Below are 19744 nucleotides of genomic sequence, written 5' to 3' on the forward strand. Positions count from 1 at the left end.
ATGCCTGATACCCGCCCTGCCACGCCCGCCATGCTGCATGCCGATGCGCTCACGCTGGCCTCGGCCGCGCACCACTCCGCCGCCATCCCGCCTGCGCAACTGTTGGGCCGCGTGCCCGGCGCGGCCTGGGTGCTGCTGGCGCTGATCGCCGTCTTCAGCGTGTTCGGTCCCGGCTTTCTGAGCGTGGCCAACCTGCTCAACGTCGGCACCCAATCGACGATCCTGCTGCTGATCGCGCTGCCGATGACACTGATCATCATGACCGAAGGTCTCGACCTGTCGATCGGCGCGGTACTCACGCTGTGCGGCGTGGTGCTGGCGATGGTCAATATCAGCACGGGCTCGGTGTCGCTCGCGCTGCTGGCCGCGCTTGGCGTCGGCATTGCCTTCGGCCTCGTCAACGGTGGCCTGGTCACCGGGCTCGGCATCCCCCCGTTCGTGGCGACGCTTGGCACGCTGGGCGCCGCGCAAGGACTGGCGCTGGTGCTGACCGACGGCCAGAGCGTGGTCGGCATCTCCGATTCGATCCCCGACCTCTATGCAGGGACATGGCTCGGCGTGCCGATTCCGATCTGGATTGCGTTTGCCAGCTACGCGTTGTTCCACTGGCTGCTTTATCGCACGCGCTTTGGCGCCTATGTGTTCGCGCTCGGCGGTAATCGCGAAGCGCTGAAGTTCGCCGGCGTCAGCATCCATCGCTATCTGATTGCGGTGTACGTGCTGGGCGGCGTGATGGCCGGCATTGCCGCGCTGCTGCTGACCGCGCGCATGAATGCGGGCCACCCGACGGCCGCCATTGGCATGGAGTTCGATGCCATCGCCGCTGTTGCCGTGGGCGGCACCACGTTCGATCGCGGCAACGGCTGGCTGCCCGGCACCGTGCTCGGCGTGCTGGCCGTGGGCGTGCTGCGCAATGGCCTGAATCTGCTTGGCGTGCCCTCGGCGGTGCAGGTGGCGGCCATCGGTCTACTGGTGCTGCTCGTGCTGTTGATCGAATCGTTCAAGAACACCGCGAAGGAGCGCGCATGACTACCTCGACTACCGCGGGTGCGTCGGCACCGCTGTCCCTCTCTGCTGACGCGCGTTCGTTTGTCTATCGGCTGGCCGCGCTCGGCATCCTGTGCGCCGTGCTGGCGGTTGCCTCCGATGCGTTCCTGACCACCGGCAATCTGATCAACGTGTTGCGTCAAGCCAGTCTGCTGTTCCTGCTGGCCTCCGGCCTGACGCTGGTGATCCTGACCGGCGGCCTCGACCTGTCCGTGGGCGCGAACGTCGCCATGTCCGCGTGCCTGGCCGCGAGCGTGATCAAGGGCACCGGCTCGCCGCTGCTTGGGGTCGGCGCGGGCCTCGGCGCTGGCACGCTGATCGGCCTCGCCAATGGCTTGCTGGTCGCCAAGCTGCGTATTCCGCCGTTTATCGCCACGTACGGCATGTTGTGGGTGCTGCACGGCCTGACCTACTGGTTTATGGCCGGCGAGACCATTCATGGCTTTCCGCCCGAGTTTCGCGCGATTGGCAGTGGCTACCTCTGGGGCGTGCCGATCCCCGTGTTCCTGATGCTTGCGTTCCTGTTCGTCGGGATCGCGGTGGCGCAGAAGACCACGTTCGGGCAGGAGATCTATGCGATTGGCGCCAATCCCGTGGCCGCGCGGCTGTCTGGCGTGCCGGTGGGCCGCCGGCTGGTGCTGGTCTATGTGATCAGCGGCGCGATGGCCGGCCTTGCCAGCCTGGTGTTTCTCGCGCGGCTGAACTCGGCCGAGGGCGATATCGGCGAGGCCCTGACGCTGCCGGCGATTGCCGCGGTGCTGATCGGCGGTACCTCGCTGTTCGGTGGCGTGGGACGCGTCTCCGGCACGCTGATCGGCGCGATCATCCTCACGCTTGTGCTCAACGGCATGAACCTGCTGACCATCAGCGCCAACTGGCAACCGCTGGTCACGGGGGTCATCGTCGTGCTGGCGGTGTTTTTCGACACGCTGTCCCGCCGCAAGAGCGGAACGCGCTGATTTGCCTGCTTCTTATCACCATACCTACAACGGAGACTGACATGCCCAAGAATTTGCTCACGCTGACTGGCGCCCTCGCGCTGTCATTGCTTGCCATGCCTGCCGCGCATGCCGATGGCGAACGCATTGCCGTGTTCACCAAGAACCAGACCAACCCGTACTTCCAGGCGTTGCGTCAGGGTGCCGATGCGGCGGCCAAGGATCTGAACGCCAAAGTCACGCACTACATTCCGACCAAGCCGGACAGCATCCCCGAGCAGATGAGCCAGATCGAGGACGTGATCATCAAGAAGGCCGATGCGGTGGTGTTCGTGCCGGTTGACTACAAGGCGATGGGCCCCGGCGTGAAGAAGATCAACGCGGCCAATATCCCCGTGGTTAACGTGACCGACCGCAGCGAGGTGGGTAACTTCGTCGCCTTCGTTGGCGCCAGCGATTACGAGCTGGGTCTGAAGACCGCCACGCACCTGTTCAAGGCGATGGGCGGCAAGGGCAACCTGATTCTGCTGGAAGGCGTGAAGGGCTCGGCGACCAGCATCGACCGCACGCGCGGCGTGCGCGATGCGCTGAAGGCGTTCCCGAACATCAAGCTGGTGGCCTCGCAACCGGCCAACTACCAGCGCCTGCAGGCCCTGCAGGTGATGGAAAACCTGATGCAGTCGTACCCCCAGGTGGACGCGGTGTTCGCGGCCAACGACGCGATGGCGATCGGCGCGATCGAGGCGCTTCAGGGCGCCAATCGCAAGGCGCTGGTGTCCGGCATCAATGGCACCAAGGAGGCGATCGATGCGATCAAGGCCGGCACGCTGCTCGCCACCGGCGACTACAACGGCTTTATCCAGGGCTGCCTGGGCACCATGACCGCGATCCGCAAGCTGCGCAATCTGCCGGTGAAGACCGAGATCGTGCTGCCGGCGACCGTGATCGACAAGAGCAACTACCAGTCGGTGGATATCCCCGCGGACAAGCGAGCCTGTCCGCGCTGGGAAGACGTCGACAAGGCGTAACCAACATCTTTATCACCAGGAGCAACCACTATGCGCAACCTCAATGAGGAGACCATTACCCAGGCGGTACTGGCGCGCAACAACGACATGAAGGACGCGCGGCTCAAGGAGGTGATGACGAGCCTGATCCAGCATCTTCATGCGTTTGCCCGGGAAACCAGGCTGACCGAGGAGGAATGGGCCGCCGGCATCCAGTTCCTCACTGAGGTAGGCCAGGCGTGCACGCCGACGCGGCAGGAGTTCATCCTGCTGTCGGACACGCTTGGTCTGTCCACGCTCGTGACCGCGCAGAACCATCGCAAGCCGCAGGGCTGCACCGAGGCCACGGTGTTCGGGCCGTTCTACGTCGATGACGCGCCCGATTACGCGTTGGGCGCCGATGTCGGCAACGGCATGGCCGGCGAGCCGTGCTTCGTGAGCGGCCAGGTACGCGGCATCGGCGGCGAGATCGTGCCGGGCGCCAAGCTCGAGGTGTGGCAGGCGGACTCTGAAGGCTTCTACGACGTGCAACGTGACGGCGGGCCAGCGCAGGGCCGCGGCACGCTGCTGGCCGATCGCGAGGGGCGTTTCAACTTCCAGTCGATCGTCGCGGAAAGCTATCCGATTCCGCATGATGGCCCGGTGGGACGCATGCTCGATGCGATGGGCCGGCACCCCTGGCGGCCCGCGCACCTGCACTTCATGGTGTCCGCGCCCGGCTACGAGACGCTGGTCACGCACGTGTTCCGCGAGGGCTGCGAGTATCTGGACTCCGATGCGGTGTTCGGCGTGCGTTCGTCACTGATCGCGGACTGGGTCGAGCATGCTCCGGGCCGTACGCCGAATGGCGGCGAATCCGCGACGCCGTTCTACACGCTCGACTTCGATTTCATCCTGAACCCGGTGGCCAAGGAGAAAGTCGCGTGACCGTCAAACACATCGTGATGTGGAATCTGCGCGGCGAGAGCGAGACCGACAAGGTTTCCGCCGTCGCGCAGCTCAAGGCCGCGTTCGAGAGCCTGCGCGGCAAGATTCCGGGGCTGCTGCACCTCGAGATCGGCGTGGATTCGAGTCGTGTCGATTACGCCTGCGACGTGGTGCTGTACTCCGAATTCGATTCGCAGGGCGCGCTCGAACAGTACGCGGTGCACCCCGAACATCAGCGCGTCAAGCGAGAGCTTGGCGATCTGCGCATCGCCCGGTATCAGGTCGACTATCAACCTTAGGAGCAACCATGTTCTACGTAATTCATGCCCTCGACAAGCCCAATGCCGTCTCCGTGCGGTTGGCCAATTACGAGGCGCACAAGGCCTATCTGGGCCGCGCGCAGCTGCGCACGCTGATCTCCGGCCCGCTGCTCGCCGACGATGGCGAGACCATGATTGGTTCGTTCTTTCTGGTCGAGGCCGACCGCAAGGAAGACGTGGTGGCGTTCAACGCCAACGATCCGTTCGCGCACGCGGGGCTGTGGCAGCAGGTCAATATCCATCCGTTCAACAAGCGTGTCGACAATCGCTAAGTTGCCCAATCCTGTGCGGTACTTGATCGTCGGGGGCGGCACCGCCGGCGCGGTGCTGGCGGCGCGGTTGTCGGAGGACCCCGCTAACACGGTGGTGCTGCTAGAAGCCGGTGCCGATGTCCGGCCCGAGGCGATTCCGGCCGATATCGACGATGCATTTCCGAGCGCTTCGCTGAACCCGTCCTACTTCTGGCCGGGGCTGCGCGCGCGGCGGCGCGTGGGTGGCGACGAATTTCCGTATCCGCAGGCGAGGATTCTCGGCGGCGGGTCGAGCATCAATGGCATGTGGACGCTCCGCGGGCTGCCCAATGACTACGAGCGCTGGGTCGATGCCGGCGCGCGCGGCTGGGGTTGGCAGGACGTACGGCCCTATTTCGAGCGCGCGGAAGGCGATGCTGGCCGTGCGGGCGCGCCCGGCAGCGATGGGCCGTTCACGGTGCGGCGGCCACCGCGCGCGGAGTGGCCCGGCATTGCCGCCGCGATCGAGCGTGCCGCCAATGCGCGTGGGCTGGCGACCATCGACGATATCAATGTGCAGCCAGGCTGCGGGTTCTTTGCGATGCCCTATGCCGCGCAGGGTGGCAGACGTTCGTCGGGCGTGTCGTGTTACCTCACGGCAGCGGTACGTGCACGGCCGAACCTGACGATCGTCACCAGTGCCACGGTGATGCGGGTAGAGATCGAAGAAGGTCCGTTGGGGCGGCGGGCCACTGGCGTGACCTATCGCCACAATGACCAGCTCCATCGCCTTGATGCGGACGAGGTGGTGCTGAGCGCGGGTGGCGTACATTCGCCCGCGATCCTGCTGCGCTCGGGCATCGGTGACAGCGATACGCTGCGCGCGGCCGGCATTACACCGCGCTGGCATCTGCCCGGTGTTGGGCGGCATCTGCAGAACCACCCGTATCTGCAGTTCGCCATCACGCTGCCGCGCCATGCGCGCCAGTCCGCGGCGCTGCGGACGTTTGCCTGCGCGGGGGTGCGGCACTCGTCGGGGCAACCTGATTGTCCGGAAGGCGATCTGATCGTGTCGCTACTCGGGCGTGTGGGACCCCGCAGCTTCGGCACCGATCTGGCGATGCTCAGCGCAGCGCTGTACGCGCCCTACTCGCGCGGCGCCGTCAGCGTGACCTCGCCAGACCCGGATGTGCCCCCTTCGATCGAATTCCGGCTGCTCGACGATCCGCGCGATGCGCCACGCATGGTACTGGCCGCGCGCATGGTGGAGACGCTGCTCGGGTCATCAGCGATGCGCGACAGCTATCACGACGCCTTTATCCTGCCTCCGGTAATGGCTGCCAACCAGTTCAACCGCCCCGGTCTGGCCGGCGCGCTGATTGGGCTCGGCGCCAAACTGGCCCTCAATGCCCCATCGCACGTCTCGCGGCAGGTCATGGCCAACGCACTGAAGCCCGGACGCTGGATCGGCAATGCACGCGCGCAACGGCGGCTTACCGATGACGAGATTCTCGGCGCGGTGGCACCGATGGGCCATGTCACCTCGACCTGCCGCATGGGCCGTAGCGACGATCAGGAGGCCGTGGTCGATGCCAGTTGCCGCGTCATCGGCATTGATGGCCTACGCGTGGCCGACGCCTCGGTCATGCCCTCGACGCCAAGCGCGAACACCAACCTGCCGACCATCATGGTGGCCGAGAAGGCGGCGGATCTGATGCGGATGCGGGCCTGATGTCAGCGATGCACGGTCCGTCGTGTCCCGGAAAGCCATGTGATTTATGTCCAATTATTCTGCACACATAAATTATGTAATCAGCATAATTCAGCATAAACGCCTTAAGAATCACATTTTCATACTACCGGATTAACCCCGCCTCACAGGCCAAAACTTTCGTCCCGTGCAGGTAACTACCTTGCAGCAGGTGAACTCATACCTTCGGTTGACCGGTGACACACCACGCGTCAATTGGCGTGCGGCACCCCGACTCCTAGCATTCGGGCAACAAGCCAAGACCGAGGGGGATGTATGCGTTTACCAGACTTCAGCAAGCGAAAGCCCGTGTGGATTGCCCGTGGCGTGCTGCTCACGGTCGTGGCTATGGCGGTGGTGTCGGCGCTGTCCGGCTGCGTCAATTACGCCGGTATTCGCGACGACCGCAAGATTGCGTCGCCGGACAAGTTCGAGACCAGGCAGAGCCTGCCGGACGAGCATGGGCAGTGGCCCACGCTGTCGTGGGCACAGCAATTCGGCGATCCGCAACTGCCGGCGCTGATCGATGAGGCATTGCGTGGCAGCCCGACCATCGATGCCGCGCTGGCCCGGATCAACAAGGCGCGCTCGTATGTCGGCGAGGCCGATGCCGCGCGCTATCCCAATGTCAGTGGCTCGTATTCCTGGACGCGCGCGCGCCTGCCCGAAAATTCGGTCATACCGCCGCCCGCGGCTGGCACGTGGACGAACCTCAACAACGCATTCGTGCATGCGTCGTGGGACCTCGACCTGTGGGGCAAGCAGCGCGAAGGCCTGAAGCAGGCCATCTCGCAGGAGAAGGCCGCTGAGGCCGAGGCCGAGGCGGTGCGTATCGCCCTCGCCGCCTCGGTGGCCAGCGCTTATAACCAGCTCGCCCGGCTGTACGCGCTGCATGATATTCAGGCGCGCGAGGTGGGTAATCGTCAGGACATCGGCAGCGTGACCGAGCGGCGCGTGCGCGCGGGTCTCGATACCGACGTCGAGCGGCAGACCGCGCACGGCGAGACGTCGACCACCCAATCTACGGTCAGCGGTCTCGATGGGCAGATCCTCGCGGTGCGCTATCAACTGGCTGCGCTGCTCGGCGCGGGTCCGGACCGTGGCAACGCGATCGCGCGGCCCACGTTCGCCGGGCTCGACACCGGCACTCCCGTGATGACGCTGCCGGACCACCTGCCGGCCGATCTCATCTCGCGCCGTCCCGATATCGTCGCCGCCTACTGGCGCGTCGATGCCGCGCTGCACGACGTCAAGGTAACCAAGGCCGAGTTCTATCCCGATGTGAATCTGTCGGTCGATGCGGGCCTGAGTGCGCTGGGCTGGGGCCGGCTGTTACAGACCTCGGCGCGCACGCTGATCGCGGGCCCGGCGATCCATCTGCCGATCTTCGATGCCGGCGCGTTGCGCGCGCAACTCAAAGGCCGCTATGCGGACTTCGACGCCGACGTGGCGCACTACGACGAGACGCTGACCAATGCGCTGTCCGACGTGGCCAGCCAGGTCGCACGCATCCGCGCCGCCGATCGGCAACTGGTCGATGCACGTCAGGCGCTCGATGCCCAGACCACGGCCTACAAACTCGCGCTCATACGTTACCGCGCGGGGCTGATCGAACAGTTGTCGTTGCTGCGCGCCGATGACAACCGTCTGGCCGCCGAGACCTCCGTGGTCAATCTGGAGATGGATCGTCGCGATATGCAGATCGCGCTGATCAAGGCGCTCGGTGGTGGCTTTGATGCCACGCACGACACGACGCCGGGCACGGACACACCTATTCCGGGACAGACGACCGCCACCGCGGTGCCGAACGTCGTCGTCTCCCAACACTAATTTCCAGATTCACGCTCCAGGAGCGCTCCATGAATGCACCTGCTTCCGCCACGGCCGACGACACCGGCCTGGCCGCGCCCGCCACGAAGGCCCCCACAGCGCCGCCCGCCACGCCTGACCACAAGGCGCATGCGCGCAAGCTGTGGCTGGCCGTCATCGGCATCATCGTCCTTGTGGCCGGCGTCGGCTACGGCGTCTACTACGAACGCGTCGCGCGGTTCCATATCGATACCGATGATGCGTACGTGAACGGTAACGTGGTGCCAATCACACCGCAGATCACCGGCACCGTGATTGCCGTCGATGCCAACAACACGCAGGTCGTCGAGAAAGGCCGGCCGCTGGTGCGCATCGACCCCGCCGACGCGCGCATCGCGCTGCAGAAGGCGGAGGCCGATCTCGGCCAGACCGTCCGCCGCGTGCATGCGGTGTTCGTCGGCGACGACAAGCTGCGCGCCAATATCGTGCAGCGCCAGACCGATCTGACCCGCGCGCAGGGCGACCTGCAGCGCCGCCTCGACACCGGCGCCTCCGGTGCGGTGTCCACCGAGGACGTCTCGCATGCACAGGACGCCGTCGCCTCGGCGCGCGCCGCGCTGGTCTCCGCGCAACAGGCCCTGCGCGAGAACCGTGCGATGACCGACGACACGACCATCGCGCAGCACCCGGATGTACAGGCGGCCGCAGCGCGCGTGCGCGACGCCTACCTCGCGCTGGCCCGCACCACACTGCCCGCGCCTGTCAATGGCTACGTCACGCAGCGCAACGTGCAGGTGGGCCAGCGTGTGGCGCCGGGCACGCCGCTGATGTCGCTGGTGCCGCTGGAGCAGGCATGGGTCGATGCGAACTTCAAGGAATGGCAGTTGCGCAGTATTCGTGTGGGTCAGCCCGCCACGGTGACGGCCGATGTCTACGGCGATTCGGTGACCTATCACGGCCGCGTGGTCGGCCTGGCGCCCGGCACCGGCTCGGCACTGGCGCTGCTGCCGGCGCAGAACGCCACCGGCAACTGGATCAAGGTGGTGCAGCGCCTGCCGGTGCGTATCGCGATTCCAGTCGAGGAGCTGCGCGCGCATCCGCTGCGCGTGGGGCTGTCGATGAACGTCGATATCGATATTCGTCAGGACGATGAGGATGGCAAGGCGGCAGCGCAGGCCAAGGCCTTGATGGCGACATCCTTCGCCGACGACAAGACGGACGTGTTTGCAAAGTACGGAGACGAGGCCGACCATGACATCGCACAGATCATCGCGAGCAATGCAAGATGAGCGCCGCCAACGAACTGCCGCCGCTGACCGGCGCGCGCATGGCACTGGGCTCGCTCGGCATCGGGCTGGCCGGGTTCATGACGGTGCTCGACTCGTCGATCGCCAACGTCGCGATTCCAACCATCTCCGGCAATCTGGGTGTCTCTATCGATGAAGGCACGTGGGTCATCACGGTGTTTGCCGCCGCCAATTCGGTGGCGATTCCGTTGACTGGCTGGCTGACGCAACGCTTTGGACAGGTGCGCCTGTTCGTGGCCTCGATCCTGCTGTTCGTGTTTGCGTCGTTCCTGTGCGGCATCGCGCCGTCGTTGCCGCTGCTGCTCGCGGCGCGGGCGTTGCAGGGGGCGGTAGCCGGACCGCTGATTCCGCTCTCGCAATCGCTGCTGCTGAGTTCATGGCCCAAGGCCAAGGCCGCGTTCGCGCTGTCGCTGTTCTCGATGATCGTGGTCACCGGCCCGATCGTCGGTCCGTCGCTGGGCGGCTGGGTCACCGACAGCTATAGCTGGTCGTGGATCTTCTTTATCAACGTTCCGGTGGGCTTGCTGTCCGCCGGCGTGGTCTGGACCCTGTATCGCAAGCGCGAGACACCCTCGCGCAAGCTGCCGATCGACACCATCGGGCTCGCCTTGCTGGTGCTCTGGGTCGGCGCGCTGCAGATCATGCTCGACAAGGGCAAGGATCTGGACTGGTTCTCGTCCACGACCATCGTGGTGCTGACCGTGGTCGCCGTGGTCGCGTTCGCATTGTTCGTGGTCTGGGAGCTGACCGACAAGAATCCGATCGTCGATCTGACGTTGTTCAAGCAACGGAACTTCCTTGGCGGCACCGTGGCGATCTCAATCGCATACGGCATCTTCTTCGGCACGCTGGTGCTGCTGCCGCAATGGATGCAGGAGTACCTCGGCTATCGCGCGCTCGACTCCGGGCTGGCCACCGCGCCAATCGGCATCTTCGCGGTGATCGGCGCGCCGATCATGGGACGCCTGCTACCGAAAACCGATGCGCGCGTAATCGGCACGCTCGCGTTTGTCGGCTTTGCGGTGGTGTACTACATGCGCACGTACTTCTATGTGGGCATCGATGAATGGCACATCATCCTGCCGACGCTGCTTCAGGGCATTCCGATGGCACTGTTCTTCGCGCCGCTGACGACGCTCATTCTTGCGGGCCAGCCACCCGAGAAGGTGCCCGCGGCAGCCGGCCTGTCCACGTTCGCACGCGTATTCGGCGGCGGCGTGGGCACGTCGGTGGCCAACGTGCTGTGGAACAACCGCACCATCCTGCATCATCAGGTGCTCACCGAACAGGCCAGTGCAAACAACCCGGTATTCACTGGCCAGCTCGAGCACTACCACTCGCTACTCGGCCTTGGCCGCGATGCGGGGTACGCGTTGTTCGACGTCACCGTACAGTCGCAAGCCGCGATGATGGCGCTCAACGACATCTTCTACGGCGCCGCGATTGCAATGCTGGTGATCATTCCGCTGATCTGGATCACCAAGCCCGCACGCGGCGGCAGCGGCATGTCCGCGGCCGCGCACTGACGCTGGCGCAACGCCCACGACGAGAGCCCGCCTCGCGCGGGCGTTCGTCATCGCGAGCACTACATCATGGTGGATGCAATCGTGGATATTATTTGCGCCGTTTCACTTGGAACGTAGCTTCGCTTGGCCAATGCAAAAGCCTCGTTAGCCTCCCTGCTGTAATCCTTTCGCATATGCTGAACGAGTTCCGGTATCCGGCGTGTCTCAGTTGGTGACAGGTATGCTCCGAATTGCGAGGATTGGATACGCTTGGCGAGCATTGCTTGTTCAATCTGCTGGGGAAGCATCATCAATGGCTTTCCATGTAGAAGAGACTCGGCCGCGAGATTATGACTACCGTGGCAAATTACAAAGTCCGCGTCTATCAATAGACGATCGAGTTGCACCCGAGCGGTGGGGATCCGTAGCGTCGAGCTTGCATACTCTCGTGCCCAGCGATCACCACCAGGAATCGCCACGATCGAGGACAGGCCGGATCTAGTCAACGTACTCAGCAGCATCGCCAACTGCGGATAGTCTGGCTGTAGATACCCAACAACGCGGCCGTTGCCAGATGGCCAATCGATTGCCATGTCGCCCTTCGCAGATTGCGACGTGTGCAGTGGACCCAAAAAATTATCCCGTTCACGGGGACCATAGTGATCCAGTTCTGGCCAAGTGATCAGATATCGCGCTGCCGATCTGAATATCTCGTATGTGTATCGAAACTGGGGTTGTCCGCGGGCATTAGCCAGAACATTGAGCGCATGGAGGATCACCGTTTCCGTTCTTCCTCTGCGAGAGCGCGACTGGACCGTTTCTTGCCGGAAAAAAGGAAACGGCGTTTGTGCAGGGGGCAATGTAAATCCCGTACCCAGTGCCATATGCGGAAGGTCCATCAGCGACGCCGCAAGCACGGCAAAGGGAGCACTTTCCGCAAGGAGTAGGTCGAACCGCCCTAAGTCCAGCAGATCTTGCCACGCGTAGATAATCGCCGAGAGAGAGTCGGGATCGGCCGCCCCTTGCAAGGCCAAAATGTCCAGATACGACTCAGGCGGGCCGGTATGCTCAGTCGGACTCGCGAGCGGTGGCGGCATCGGAGCCGCGACAATCCTGTAGGTATTGAGTCCCAAGAGTCGGCGCGCATGAGTGAGGTCACGCATGGCGAACGTGACCTCATACCCTTGACGTCGCAGCGAATCGGCGATCGGCTGAAGTTGCGCAATGTGGCCAAAGTTCGCCCCTAGCTCCCATGCAACTAGTATTCGCTTCATCATCAACAAGGTCTGCAGACCGCGAGCAAAATGGAAGCCGCCGTCACCGGCGGCTCCCCGGAACACTCCTTAAGCGCTACGGAGTTGCTGATTCTCGCGACCAAACTGGCCACTGGCCAGGATCGCATTGGCGACGCCGTCTGCCGACAATTGCCCCGTCATACCGTACTGATAGGCAAGATCACCGCCGAGGGCAGCTCCATCACTCGAGGAAAGATGGAAGTCGAGCAGCGCGTTGGACAGCGACCAAGACGTGACGGCGGGAGATTCGGCCTGCTCGCTGTCGAATCTCCGCACAAGCCCGGCGAAGTCAAACTGCTGCACGTGACCGGCATGCAGCTCGTCGCCATTCGCGTCGTAGCCATTTACCTGACCCATCAGTACCTGCAGGGTTCCGACGCTGTGGTTACCTCCTGCATCCGCGTACCAGTCATCAAACTCGATGCGCTGATCGTCGGTCGTCGTCAGCACGAGATTGCTCCCCTCTCGGCTGAGCTTGAGGTCTTCGAGCTTGATGCCTCCACCGAGTGACAGGGTCTTGTTGACGCCCTGGCGTGCGGACACCGTGTCATTGCCGTCCGCGGCATTGATGGCGATGACGTCGTAGCCGTTCCCACCGTCAAGATGGTCGTCGCCGCTACCACCGATCAACAGATCGTCGCCGTCCCCGGCTGTTAGCGTGTCGTTGCCGGTCAGACCCATCAGAACGTTATTGCCGCGGTAGTCGGCAAGGATGTCATCCCCCACGGCCCCAACGCGGATGTTGCTATCCGACACCGTGTGCGAGCCGTCGCGGTTGATCGTCCAGACCGTCCCGTCGGCAAACTCGACACGATTGAGCTGGTTCTCGATCTGCACATCGGTAGATTGCCCGTCGTTCGTCTTGAGCGTGCCGAACCAATGATCGAAGTAGACGCCACCCAACTCTTCCTGTGAGTCGTAGTATTCGCCCGACCATTCGTCGAACTGCGGCGCTCTGTCGTAGATACGGAAAGCCATGTCTCCATTGGACTCGGCAACAACGTTCGAAGCACGGATGCTTGCGCCGAACTTCAACGTATCGTGCCCACTGTCAAGCAACTGACGGTGCGCGGACTGTTCCGCATCCAGATCGTCCCAACCCTGCTGGCGCATGTACTCGCCTCCGTAGGCTAGGTACTTCCAGTTATGACGTGCATCAGTTATCGAGTCATAACCATCGCCAAGGTCATATTCGAAGATGTCGTTGCCCGCAGTAGCATGGATATTATCGTTCCCTGCACCACCGTGGTACGTGCCACCGGCATCCCAGATGTCTCCACGCCCCTCGTTCGCTCGCGTTCCGCCGGCGAGGATGTCGTCGTCGTTGCTGCCGATCAGGATATCGCGTCCGGCATCGCCGTATAGCGAGCCCGCCGCCGTAAGCGTGAGTGTGTCATTCCCTCCCCCTCCGAACACCGTTCCGCTGGCAGCAAACGAATTGTCGAGTGCATCGGCATCGGCAGAAGGCAATTGGGGTGCCAGTGCTCGCAATTGATCAAGAGTAGCCGTACTGCCGTCGGCAAATCGGAACAGTTCCACTCCGCTACCGGCGTTCTGATAGGCGTGCGGCATTAGGATAGAGACCGTTTGGCTCTCGTCCCCCCAAGTCAACTCCATTGCCCAGTACATCGATGTGGTATCGGCCTCCGGCACCCGAAGGTACATATCCAAGAATACTTCCTCAGAAGGACCTTGAGCCGCAACCTGGACAAACCTCACCTGCAGATTCGATAGTGTGACGCCCGCCGGTAGTTCCAAAATGTCTTGCTGCCCGGGACGCAGGTCGAAGTCTCCGATCACGTCATGACCGTCGCCAGCGGCGACGACATAGGTATCACTGCCGCCACCGCCGTACAGCAGGTCGTCTCCCGTCCCGCCAATTATCGTGTCATTCCGCAGACCACCATATATTGCGTCATCGCCGCTGTTGCCAAACAGGAATGCGCCAATCTGGGCAGTGCCCAACATCCCTGCTGCGCGCTCGCCATAGGAGACTCCTCCGTCGTCCTCACTTTTAATGATGTCGTTGCCGCCACCAGCATCGACGATGGCATGCCCAGAGATTCGAATCTGGTTCGCGCTATCACCAGCAAAGAGTTCACGCACCGATACGCTGATGCTGGTCATATCTTCGCGGAAGTATTTGGTTTCGACTTGGTTTCCGTAGTGGGGACCCGATTCGGTCTCCGAAGGATAGAACACCCTATAGCCGAGAAGGGAAGGCTCCATCGTGGCGGACAGCCCGTTGTAGCGAGGCGGTCCGTAAATGGGAATTAGAGTTGCCCCCGCTGGGACTTGCACTCCTCCATCCAGCGAATCAAGCGAGATGAAGCGATCAGCCGGCGCACTTGTCGTGTTACTCGTGAGCCTGCGCACCACAGTCTGTTCGGTCCAATTATTGCCGCTTTCCGCTGTGGTCTGGAAATCATCCTTCCAATAGAAAATTTCCGATTCGTCGCTATACGTCACCTCGCCGTCCATCGAAACCCGATACGTTGATTTACTCCAACTGTTCTCGCTATCGCTGACATCTACACGCAAGAATGTGCCATCTGCTTGCCGAGTATATCGACTAGCGGCTAGCGACTCTCCCTGATCGGCTTGAAGCTGTAACTTGAAGCGTTCTCTCAAATCTGCAACGCCCTGCGCCGGCGCAGGCATGGCGATCGCTGGAAGCGCGACAGTCAAATCCACTGGTGCCGCGTCATCTGTTTGAACCGTCCAGGACGACATGCCTGAGTAAAAATCCTTGATAATGACCCCGCTCGAGCTCTCGCGTACAGTCAAGCGCAAATCGTTCCCCGAGCGCAATGCAAACAGGTCTGACAAACTAAGTCCACTTGTCAGCTTGAGCACGCTAGCATCGGTTCCGTCCTCGAAGATCGTGTCGAGTCCATTGCCACGATCAAGGCGGTAAATATCCGTACCTTTACCGCCATACAACACGTCATTCCCTTGGTTGCCGGCCAGCAGATCGGCGCCATCGTCGCCATATAGGACATCGTCACCCGCGCCACCGGCAATCTGGTCGTTACCACTCCCTCCACGCAAGACGTCGCCAAGCTCACCACCAACGATAGTGTCAGCCCCAGCACCGCCCGCCATGCGTACAGCCTTGTTGGCGGCCACCCAATACGAGATGGGTGTCTCCGACCGTAAAAAACTGCTTTCGCTTACTGTAGTTCCATCGGACGTCCGGAACTCTAGCGATTGAACCGTATCGTCGAACGACTGTTGGATGTACACGCGGCGCCCACCACCGTTGTCGAGTGCGAGGTAGAGGTTCCCATCATCACCCTGAATGTAGGATGCCATGATGCCGGCTGCATTAAGATCTCCCAAATTGACCACGCTCTTGCCCATGCCGTCGTTAATGAGCGTCGTACCAATAGAAGAATCCAAGACATAGATATCGTCGCCCGAGCCGCCTTCCAGACGATCACGGCCTTCGCCTGCAACGAGGGTATCGTTACCACTTCCGCCGAGGAGTAGGTCGCTACCGGCGCCGCCGTTCAAGACGTCATCGCCACCGCCGCCGTCTAACTCGTCGTTTCCGTTGCCCCCGAGGAGGATGTCGTTGCCTTCATTTCCGATGAGCGTATCGTTGCCGTCGCCACCATCGAGAATGTCGTCGAACAGTCCGTATCCGCCGTCGAGGCTATCGTCCCCTGCCTCGCCAAAGAGGTGATCGCTTCCGTCATCGCCGCGGATCGAATCATCTCCTGCGCCTCCGTGAATTACGTCGTCCCCTTCATTGCCTTGCATATGATCGCTCATGGACGTGCCCGTCGCCGCATCCCCCGACGCGCCCCCTTGCCAGTTCAACGGAATGCCGAACTGCTCCAGGAGCGCCAGATGCGAGACGCTACGTCCATCTGGTAATTCGTACACCAGACCTGGCGTGTTGGAGCTGCTGCTTATATAGAGGACGTCGCCTGCGGTCCCATACGCCAATGCGTAGTGGTTTCCATAAGAATATGTGCTCGGGTGATAGCCCGAAAAGATACTCATCTGAAGACTATCCAGGGTGACGTCACCGGCGAAGCGCACATGTTGCAATCCTTCTCCGCCGACCCAATCCTTGCCATCACCCTCGCGTAGAACAAGGGTTCCGTCGTGGCCTAACATGGAGATGACGTCATCGCCGCGGCCGGCCTTGACAGTAATATGGTCCCCAATCGCCCGAAGACTGTCTGCTTGAGCCCCGCCTACCAGCTTGCTCCCGCTTGCATTAGACTCCTTTTCAATGCGGGTCTCGCCGGTGTTCATAATTAGTTCGTCCAATTCGAGCGACGGCCCATCGCCAAACGAAACCCGGAACGACGATGCCGATGGATCGAACACTACCGCTAGCGCCTCAGTCTCATCGTTGTAAGAGATCACAACCTCCGAATCACTGAGGAGATAGGTCTTCATGTCACTTAGAGAGATTCCCTCTCCAAATATGATCTGATTATTACCTTGGGAGTCGAAAATTGAGTCCAGCAGCGCACCATCGGTCGTCGCGTCACCTCCCTCAATCAGATACACATCGTCGCCTTCCTCTCCCCACATTCCATCGATCCCGCTGTTGCCAGCGAGATAGTCGTTGCCTGACCCGCCATGCACGAGATCTGAGCCAGCCCCGCCCGACAGCGTGTCGTTACCCCCACCGCCCTTTAGGGTGTCGTTACCTTCGCCGCCATCCAGCTGGTCGTCGCCCTGATAGGTCTCAGCGAGACTACCGCCCTCGCGATCCCCCTCAAGATAATCATCGCCCTCGCCGCCCCAAAGAGTGTCTGCGCCTCCGCCACCAAATATGACGTCATCACCAATGCCACCATCAAGAAAATCATCTTTCTGGTAGACATCATCCAGCGCTTCAATTGCGTTGTCACCGTAGAGCGTATCGTTGCCACCGCCACCGAGCAACGTATCGGCGCCACCGTTCCCGATGAGCACGTCGTCGTCGTCTCCGCCGTCGAGGGAGTCATTTCCGTGTGAGGCTGGGTCGTATCCGTCTGCGCCCGAATCCCCCCAAAGCGTGTCCTTCCCCGCACCACCGAAGAGTTGATCGTCTCCCCCCCCTCCTTCCAGATAGTCATCGCCACTCCCGCCGTCGAGAACATCATCGCCATGAAATTCCGAGTTCAATGACGACCCGGGCTCATCGCCGTACATAACGTCGTTGCCCTCGCCACCGGAAAGTATGTCGTCCCGCCCTCCCCCTGCCATCCAATCATTGCCATCGTCTCCGCTAAGTACGTCGTTGCCCCAGTTGAGACGCTGTTCCGGAACACTCGCCGAGTAGGCGTCCCCCCACATCGCGTCGTCGCCGCTCCCCCCATAAAGCACGTCTTTCCCACCGCCGCCTTCCAGAAAGTCGCTCCCGTCGCCCCCGCTGATATAGTCATTTCCGTGATAGGAAGGATCAAGATCCCCATTTAGACTTTGATCACCCCAAAGATGATCATCCCCAGCTCCGCCGAAAAGTTGATCATCACCACCATTTCCAATGATTTGATCGTCTCCCTCCCCTCCATCGAGAGTATCCGCACCATGCAAAGCCCCTGCGACCGTGTTTAGCAATCCCGACGTAATGGGCCCGTCCCCCATCATGTAGTCATCACCCTCGCCACCGGAGAGCGTGTCATCACCCGCCAGGCCATAGAGCAAATCATCGCCAGTTCCACCGTCGATTGCGTCATTGCCCCAACTGCCCATGATGTCGTCATCACCGGCACCGCCATCAAGACTGTCTCCCGGTCCGGTTTCCGATGTGTACGCCGGTCCGGCGTAACCCCACACCGTCGCACCCCCGTACTTCACGACGCCCCAAGTTGAACCAGCGATAACTATCTGCGATCCGGGTGGCGGTTCCCATTGATCATCCGGGCCTACGCGGCGCCCCGCCAACAAATAGCCGCTTCCCTGGATAAAGTCATTTCCATTGCCCCCTCGGATTACATCGCGCCCTTTCCCGCCCGCAATCATGTCATCACCGACACCACCATCTATCTGGTCGTCACCTTCCCCTCCGTCCAATGCGTCGTTACCGCCGAATCCGTTGATCTTGTCATTACCCGTCGATCCGTAGATCACGTCGTTGAAGTCGGCCTCAGCAATACCGTTGTTGAGGCTGCCGTCTGCATTCCAACTCGTGGCAGCCCATTGATATGTGCTGTAAACGCTGCTGTCCGGCGCAACATCAAATTCCACTTCGACACCGCGAATCAACGGGCGTTGATCGCCGTTGTAGATCTTGACCGCGTCAGGCTGAGCTTCACCGAGCGTGATACCCCATTCTCCGGGATCGAAGTCTTCGCCGAGTTGGATAACTGATCCATCGGGCAGCTCGATGCGCCACGGGCTGTTGTGGGTAAGACGCACATTTCCGCTCTCATCACGCCAAGTGTTCGATGACCCGTCTTTAACCATGTAGCCACCGGAAAAAGAATATGTTTTGCCGTTAAACAATAATCTCCCACCATCTTTGTCATCAATGATGTCATTACCATCACCTTCGTTCCAAACATATAAATCATCCCCCCTCCCGCCATTTAGGTAATCTACCCCCTGCCCTCCATTTAATATATCGACGTCCATCCCCCCGTATAGATCGTCGTCTCCCTCACCACCTTCCAAGACGTTGGAGCCGTCAAATCCAACAAGAACGTCATGACCCTTACCCCCAAGCAAAATATCCGCACCGGCGCCTCCGACAACGATATTTTGTTCCATTCCCACACTCTTTCCATCGCTATCAATAGCATCCACACGATTTATTTCCCCGAACGATTTATTCGCAGAATAATAGATTGCGAGTGGATTATAAATTAACGCATCTATTTTTTTTCCGCCGGATGGAAGCTGAAGATTTATCCATTCCACTAGCGCATTTCTTGCCTTAACAAGTGAATCAAACACTGATCTTGGCGCGGAGATAGATGTCAATCTAGGATCTTGTAGCGCCTCATCGATCAGGTTTCGGTTACCACCAGCCCCATCTGGCGATAGACCATACTTTGTCTCGTACGCCATAATTTCGCGCCGATGGCGAGTGATCATTGCATAGATATTCTTAGCCTTTACAATTTATAGAAATCAAAAGGCACTGCAGATATTTGTCACTCCAAATTGCGATATTTTTTTTAGACTTCGCTTCCCGATCGACTTTTTGTCTACGTCGTTTATTATGATGAAATAATTATTTCGAAACATGATCAAGTAGAAATATGGGCCATAAAAATCATAATTGCCCCCTCCAGATAATTTAACATCCAAAAAGCATGTCCCATCGGAGGGGCTGCCACAACTCTCCACTATCTCGTCTTCCTTTTTATCATTATCAAGGTCTACTCCGATATAACGCCGCCGCCGCCCTCCGAGATCATCATATGGCACATACAACGGCAAATCGTCGGCACCAGGAGCAGGAACAAGTGCTTGTGCGACGGCGTCACAAAATTTTTTGTCTTGCTTCCTTTCTCTTGGATCGGCAGCATAGCCGTCGATATTCCCAAATAACATCGCAAGAACCGCGATCAGAATGACGAAATTAAAATTATTAATCATGGCGAATTTTATCTATCACACCTTCCGTTTTTATCAAACAAATATAAATAACAAA

Annotated in this window: 13 protein-coding genes; 10 read left to right on the forward strand and 3 right to left on the reverse strand. The window is 60.8% G+C overall.

What is annotated here, in order from left to right; all coding sequences use genetic code 11:
- From LDO41_RS05020 to LDO41_RS05065, 10 genes are all read left to right on the forward strand, one after another.
- Positions 1-1029 carry an ABC transporter permease gene (locus tag LDO41_RS05020; protein WP_223982755.1) on the forward strand — a complete coding sequence of 343 codons (1029 nt, stop codon included), beginning with the start codon at positions 1-3 and terminating at the stop codon, positions 1027-1029.
- The gene (locus tag LDO41_RS05025; protein ID WP_223982758.1) at positions 1026-2006 is read left to right on the forward strand and encodes an ABC transporter permease; all 981 of its coding nucleotides are present in this window, start codon (positions 1026-1028) and stop codon (positions 2004-2006) included. The genes LDO41_RS05020 and LDO41_RS05025 overlap by 4 nt, the downstream gene beginning before the upstream one ends.
- Positions 2007-2047: 41 nt before the next feature.
- Positions 2048-3013 (forward strand): sugar ABC transporter substrate-binding protein, encoded by a 966-nt coding sequence (locus LDO41_RS05030; RefSeq protein ID WP_223982760.1) that lies wholly within the window; start codon positions 2048-2050, stop codon positions 3011-3013.
- Between the two features lie 30 nt (positions 3014-3043).
- Positions 3044-3919, forward strand: coding sequence for an intradiol ring-cleavage dioxygenase (locus LDO41_RS05035; protein WP_223982763.1), 876 nt, complete (start codon positions 3044-3046; stop codon positions 3917-3919).
- Positions 3916-4218, forward strand: a complete 303-nt coding sequence (locus LDO41_RS05040) for a Dabb family protein (protein ID WP_290370863.1) — start codon at positions 3916-3918, stop codon at positions 4216-4218. Before LDO41_RS05035 ends, LDO41_RS05040 begins: the two co-directional genes overlap by 4 nt.
- An 8-nt stretch (positions 4219-4226) precedes the next feature.
- Positions 4227-4511 carry a YciI family protein gene (locus LDO41_RS05045; protein ID WP_223982766.1) on the forward strand — a complete coding sequence of 95 codons (285 nt, stop codon included), beginning with the start codon at positions 4227-4229 and terminating at the stop codon, positions 4509-4511.
- Positions 4495-6201 (forward strand): GMC family oxidoreductase, encoded by a 1707-nt coding sequence (locus tag LDO41_RS05050; RefSeq protein ID WP_223982769.1) that lies wholly within the window; start codon positions 4495-4497, stop codon positions 6199-6201. The genes LDO41_RS05045 and LDO41_RS05050 overlap by 17 nt, the downstream gene beginning before the upstream one ends.
- 366 nt (positions 6202-6567) lie before the next feature.
- Complete coding sequence (locus LDO41_RS05055; RefSeq protein ID WP_223984193.1) at positions 6568-8049, forward strand: efflux transporter outer membrane subunit; 1482 nt, start codon at positions 6568-6570, stop codon at positions 8047-8049.
- Positions 8050-8078: 29 nt separating this feature from the next.
- Positions 8079-9317 carry an HlyD family efflux transporter periplasmic adaptor subunit gene (locus LDO41_RS05060; protein WP_223982772.1) on the forward strand — a complete coding sequence of 413 codons (1239 nt, stop codon included), beginning with the start codon at positions 8079-8081 and terminating at the stop codon, positions 9315-9317.
- A complete protein-coding gene (locus LDO41_RS05065; RefSeq protein ID WP_223982774.1) occupies positions 9314-10861 on the forward strand; it encodes a DHA2 family efflux MFS transporter permease subunit in 1548 nt (515 codons plus the stop codon). The genes LDO41_RS05060 and LDO41_RS05065 overlap by 4 nt, the downstream gene beginning before the upstream one ends.
- 59 nt (positions 10862-10920) lie before the next feature.
- Here LDO41_RS05065 and LDO41_RS05070 read toward each other — a convergent pair whose 3' ends face one another.
- From LDO41_RS05070 to LDO41_RS05080, 3 genes are all read right to left on the reverse strand, one after another.
- The gene (locus tag LDO41_RS05070) at positions 10921-12117 is read right to left on the reverse strand and encodes a glycosyltransferase family protein (RefSeq protein ID WP_223982776.1); all 1197 of its coding nucleotides are present in this window, start codon (positions 12115-12117) and stop codon (positions 10921-10923) included.
- Positions 12118-12183: 66 nt separating this feature from the next.
- Entirely contained in the window at positions 12184-19182 is a 6999-nt protein-coding gene (locus LDO41_RS05075; RefSeq protein WP_223982778.1) for a calcium-binding protein, read from the reverse strand.
- A 36-nt stretch (positions 19183-19218) separates the two neighbouring features.
- Positions 19219-19689, reverse strand: a complete 471-nt coding sequence (locus LDO41_RS05080) for a hypothetical protein (RefSeq protein WP_223982780.1) — start codon at positions 19687-19689, stop codon at positions 19219-19221.
- Positions 19690-19744: the final 55 nt, after the last annotated feature.

The organism is Cupriavidus pampae, from assembly GCF_914271485.1.
In the GTDB taxonomy this organism is placed as follows: domain Bacteria; phylum Pseudomonadota; class Gammaproteobacteria; order Burkholderiales; family Burkholderiaceae; genus Cupriavidus; species Cupriavidus pampae.

Excerpts from the sequence above, each read along its gene's own strand:
- LDO41_RS05075 (WP_223982778.1), bottom strand. The coding sequence starts at position 19,182 with ATGATCACTCGCCATCGGCGCGAAATTATGGCGTACGAGACAAAGTAT.
- LDO41_RS05060 (WP_223982772.1), top strand. The coding sequence starts at position 8,079 with ATGAATGCACCTGCTTCCGCCACGGCCGACGACACCGGCCTGGCCGCG.
- LDO41_RS05080 (WP_223982780.1), bottom strand. The coding sequence starts at position 19,689 with ATGATTAATAATTTTAATTTCGTCATTCTGATCGCGGTTCTTGCGATG.
- LDO41_RS05045 (WP_223982766.1), top strand. The coding sequence starts at position 4,227 with ATGTTCTACGTAATTCATGCCCTCGACAAGCCCAATGCCGTCTCCGTG.
- LDO41_RS05020 (WP_223982755.1), top strand. The coding sequence starts at position 1 with ATGCCTGATACCCGCCCTGCCACGCCCGCCATGCTGCATGCCGATGCG.
- LDO41_RS05070 (WP_223982776.1), bottom strand. The coding sequence starts at position 12,117 with ATGATGAAGCGAATACTAGTTGCATGGGAGCTAGGGGCGAACTTTGGC.
- LDO41_RS05035 (WP_223982763.1), top strand. The coding sequence starts at position 3,044 with ATGCGCAACCTCAATGAGGAGACCATTACCCAGGCGGTACTGGCGCGC.
- LDO41_RS05065 (WP_223982774.1), top strand. The coding sequence starts at position 9,314 with ATGAGCGCCGCCAACGAACTGCCGCCGCTGACCGGCGCGCGCATGGCA.
- LDO41_RS05025 (WP_223982758.1), top strand. The coding sequence starts at position 1,026 with ATGACTACCTCGACTACCGCGGGTGCGTCGGCACCGCTGTCCCTCTCT.
- LDO41_RS05030 (WP_223982760.1), top strand. The coding sequence starts at position 2,048 with ATGCCCAAGAATTTGCTCACGCTGACTGGCGCCCTCGCGCTGTCATTG.
- LDO41_RS05055 (WP_223984193.1), top strand. The coding sequence starts at position 6,568 with ATGGCGGTGGTGTCGGCGCTGTCCGGCTGCGTCAATTACGCCGGTATT.